At 67.2% G+C, this 4284-nt stretch carries 4 protein-coding genes; 2 read left to right on the top strand and 2 right to left on the bottom strand.

The window, feature by feature from the left end:
- Positions 1–684: FAD-dependent oxidoreductase (locus GPT33_RS17275; RefSeq protein WP_296811483.1), on the bottom strand; the 684-nt coding region annotated here is incomplete at its 3' end.
- A 282-nt stretch (positions 685–966) separates the two neighbouring features.
- On the opposite strand from GPT33_RS17275, the gene GPT33_RS17270 reads away from it, so the two are divergent.
- Both GPT33_RS17270 and GPT33_RS17265 read left to right on the top strand, forming a co-directional pair.
- Positions 967–2709 carry an FAD-dependent oxidoreductase gene (locus tag GPT33_RS17270; protein ID WP_296811480.1) on the top strand — a complete coding sequence of 581 codons (1743 nt, stop codon included), beginning with the start codon at positions 967–969 and terminating at the stop codon, positions 2707–2709.
- 105 nt (positions 2710–2814) lie between these two features.
- Complete coding sequence (locus GPT33_RS17265) at positions 2815–3936, top strand: hypothetical protein (protein ID WP_296811476.1); 1122 nt, start codon at positions 2815–2817, stop codon at positions 3934–3936.
- A gap of 109 nt (positions 3937–4045) precedes the next feature.
- Here GPT33_RS17265 and GPT33_RS17260 read toward each other — a convergent pair.
- Positions 4046–4284 (bottom strand): universal stress protein (locus tag GPT33_RS17260; RefSeq protein ID WP_296811473.1); only part of this gene is annotated, 239 nt, incomplete at its 5' end.

Genomic DNA, 4284 nt, shown 5'->3' with positions numbered 1-4284 from the left:
AGTCTTGACGCTGATCGCTGCGCCGGTGCGCTCGATCGCCTCGACCCGCGTGCCCAACAGCATCTCGACCCCGTGCGCCTTCGCCTCCTCGAGCACCCGCGCGCGCAGCGTCTCGGGTAGCCAGGGTAGGATCTCGGGAAGGGCCTCCACCACGGTGACCGCGGCGCCCATCTCCTGGAAGTTCTCGGTCGCTTCCAGCCCGATGTATCCGGCGCCGATGACCACCACGCGCTTGGGCGGATGTGCCGCCATCGCTGCCTTGATGGTGCGTCCGTCGTCGATGGTTTTCAGCGGATAGGCGCCCTTCCCCCAAAGGCTGTCGAGCCCCTTGATCGGCGGCGCCGAGACCCGCGCGCCCGTGCAGATGATCAGCTTGTCGTAGCCGAGCACGAAATCGCCCTCGGCGTTGCGGCCGCCGACCTCGCGCCGGCTCGGGTCAATCTTCAGCACCTCGTGGCCGAGGCGCACGTCGATGTTGCGCTCCTCGCGAAAGCGCTGCGCGGAGATGACGAGCAGGTCGTCCATGTCCGTGTCCGGGGGCAGCTTGTACGGCAGTCCACAGGCGCCGTAGGAGACGTCTTGCGTCTTCTCCAGAACCAGGATCTCGGCATCCTGACGTGTCCTCCTGGCCTGACTTGCCGCACTCATGCCAGCGGCGACGCCGCCGATGATCACCACTCTCATACTCGCTCCTCGCGCCGGATCGCTTCTGGTCGGTTGCCGCGCCGATAGTAGCCGCGGGGCGCATCACCGACAAGGTCGCGGCAACCCGTCGAGCGCCTGGATTGCCCAACGGCAACAGGCGCCATGTGTCGAGCGCGGTCGGAGGATGCGGTGCCGCGACGCTGTTCGGGTCAAGCGGCGCGGGATCCGCGTTTCGGATAGAATCCCGCCGTCGACGTCGACGGGATTCTTTCTCGATCGCGTGGGGTTTTTTGCTTAACCGAGACGGCAGGAGAAACAGCGGTGGCAACCAGAACACAGGCTCACGCCTCCCCGAAAATCCTGATCGTCGGCGGTGTGGCGGGCGGCGCATCGGCGGCCGCGCGGGCCCGCCGCGTCAACGAGCGTGCCCGGATCATCATGTTCGAGCGCGACCCTTATGTGTCCTTCGCCAACTGCGGCCTACCTTATTTCATCGGCGGCGAGATCAGCGATCGCGCGCAGCTCCTGGTCGCGACGCCGGAGCTGTTTCGCGATCGGTTTCTGATCGATGCGCGCATCCGCCACGAGGTGATCGCCATCCACCGCGCGACCAAGAGGGTTCTGGTCAAGAATCTCGACACCGGCGAGCAGTACGGAGAGGACTACGACAAGCTCATCCTCTCGCCCGGTGCCGCGCCGATCGTGCTGCCGATCCCCGGCGCAACGGCCCAAGGCGTCTTCAGCCTGCGCAACATCGGGGACATGGATCGGATCATCGCCGGGATGGCGCACGCGAATGAGGCGGTCGTGGTCGGTGCAGGCTACATCGGACTCGAGGTGGCGGAGCAGTTCGTCCACCGGGGTCTGAAGGTCACGGTCGTGGAGCTGAAGGACCAGGTCATGCCCTTCTTCGATCGAGAGATTGCCGAGCCGCTCCACCGCGAGTGCGAGCGCAACGGGGTCCGACTCGAGCTCGGCCGCGGCGTCGCCGCGATCGAGGAGACCGATGGGGCCGTGAGCGGCGTGACCCTCGCCGACGGGACCCATCTGCCGGCGGACCTGGTCCTGATGTGTATCGGCGTGCACCCGAACGTCGGGCTCGCGGTAGATGCCGGCCTAACCATCGGGGCCAGCGGCGGCATCGCGACGGACGCGTACATGCGCACCTCGGACCCGGACATCTACGCGGTCGGGGATGCCGCCGAATATGCCTTCGGTCCGACCGGGGAGCGCATGCGGGTCCCGCTGGCGGGCATCGCCAATCGCACCGGCCGGCTGGCCGGGGAACATGCCGCGACGGGTACCTCGCGCCCGGCTCCCGCGGCTTGGAGCACCTCGGTCGTGCGCGTCTTCGGCTACGCCGCCGGGATCGCGGGTCTGTCGCTGCGCGCTGCACGGCAGGCCGGATTCGATGCGCGCGCTGTGCATATCGTCTCCTACCATCACGCGAGCTATTATCCGGGGGCAGCGCCGATCGGCATCAAGCTGGTCTACGAAACGGGCACGGGACGCGTGCTCGGCGCGCAGGTGGTGGGTGCCGCGGGCGTGGATAAGCGCCTCGACATCGTCGCGACCCTGATCCACTTCAAGGGCACCATCGGGGATCTCGGGGAGCTGGATCTCGCCTACGCACCGCCCTTCGGCTCGGCGAAAGACCCGCTGCACATGGCGGCCTTTGTTGCGCAGAACGATCTCGACGGCCTCGCGCCGCTGATGCAGCCGGACGTGGATCTTTCCGAATTCCAGGTCGTGGATGTCCGCGAGGCGGCAGAGCTCGAAGAGCTTCCGCTGTGCGACGCACCCCACGCCAAACACATCCGACTCGACGATCTGCGCGATCGCTTCGGTGAGCTCGACCCCGCCCGACCCACGGTTGTCTCGTGCCGCGGCGGGCAGCGCGCTTATGCGGCGGTGCGGATCCTTGCGCAACATGGTTTCAAGGAGGTCTACAACCTCTCCGGCGCGGCGGCCATGCGGGACTTTGCCCTGAACCGTCGCTCCGGTGCGGAGCCTGCAACGCACGTCGATCTTCCGCGCCCCGAGCACCTCGTCGACGAGGTCTAACCGAGCGGCTCGCCGAGGCGACCGCGCTTCGCACCCCGATGACCTTATGAACACTTGGACCGGCGTCGACACCGCCGCCGGCCATCACCACCGGAGAGACCACGCATGCTCTATCTCGATCTTCCGACCGCCGACGAGCTGGCCGACCTAGCGACCCAGCGCTTCGACATCGCGGTGTCGATCATCCTGCCCACCACGCCGATCAGCACGGAAACGGACGCGGATCGCATCCTGCTCAAGAACCTGACCAAAGAGGCGCTGACTCAGTTGGAGGCGGCCGGGGCAGACAAGCGGCGCATCAACGACCTGATCGAAGAGCTGGACGATCTCGTCGAGGACGACGCGTTCTGGCGCTTCCAAGCCCACGGTTTGGTGGTCTTCGCCACCCCGGACAATCTGCGCACCTTCCGCGTCCCGAACGCGTTGGAACCCTTGGTCAAGGTCTCCGATCGCTTTCACCTGAAGCCGTTGCTGCGCTCGGTCAACTTCTGCAACGCCGGGTACGTCTTGGCCTTGGCCGACGGGGGCGTGCGCCTGATCGAGGTCTCTGCGGACCTGCCGGCGAGCGAGGTCAAGGTCGCGGGAATGCCGACGGATGCCGCCTCGTCGGTCGGCGAGGCGAGCATCGCGACCCGCTCCTACAGCGGGCGCATCGGCGGCTCCGAGGGCAAGAAGGTCCGGCTGCGGCAGTACGCGCGCAAGGTCGATGGCGCCCTGCGCGGTCTCCTGGCCGGCAGCTCGGCCCCCTTGATCCTGGCCTCGGTCGAGAGCCTCGGCGCCATCTACCGCTCGGTCAACAGCTACCCGCATCTGGTCGCCGAAGGGATCGAGGGCAATCCGGAGCGGATGTCCGAGGCCGAGCTGGCCGCCGCCGCGCGCCCGCTGCTCGATGAGCTCTATCGGTCGCAAATCGCCGACTGGAACGCGCTCTTCCAACAACGCGCCAACGAGGATCGAGCCACCACCGACATCGCCCGCACCGCACGCGCGGCAACCTTCGGCGCCGTGCAGAGCCTGTTGGTCGACATGGATCAGGTGGTGAACGGCACGGTCGCCGAGTCGGACGGCACCGTCACCTTCGCGGACGCCGCGAGCGCCGACACCTACGGGGTCATCGACGAGATCGCCCGGCGGGTGCTTCTGTCCGGCGGCGAGGTGCTGAGCGTGCGCGCGCAGGACATCCCGGAAGGCAAGGCGCTGGCGGCGATCCTGCGTTACGCCGTCTGAGAGCGGTGGTCGGCAGCTTCCTGCCTCCTGCCTCCTGCCTCCTGCCTCCTGCCTCCTGCTCAGTCTAATCGAAGCTCGAGACTGGAGGATGGAGGCTGGAGGCCGAAACTCAGCTCACCACCGTGACCGGCCGATGCGCGGTGCGGATCACCGCGTCCGAGACGCTGCCGATGATCAATTTCTGCATCTTGCCGAGACCCCGGCGGCCCATCACGATCATGGCGTCGGCGGCCTCCGCCGCGGCAACGATCTCCTCGCGCGGCTCGCCCCAGACACTCTTCTCTTCGATCGTTAGATCCTCCGCATTTCCGATCGCCTCCCGTGCCTTGGCAAAGGCGATGTTGGCCG

Origin of the sequence: Thiocapsa sp. (genome assembly GCF_011390875.1) — a bacterium.
Taxonomy (GTDB): domain Bacteria; phylum Pseudomonadota; class Gammaproteobacteria; order Chromatiales; family Chromatiaceae; genus Thiocapsa.
Note: the sequence above shows the minus strand (reverse complement) of the source record. Positions and strands in the feature narration are given on the sequence as shown.

What these genes read in the sequence shown, in the direction of transcription:
- GPT33_RS17265 (WP_296811476.1), top strand. Translation starts at nt 2,815, where the DNA reads ATGCTCTATCTCGATCTTCCGACCGCCGACGAGCTGGCCGACCTAGCG.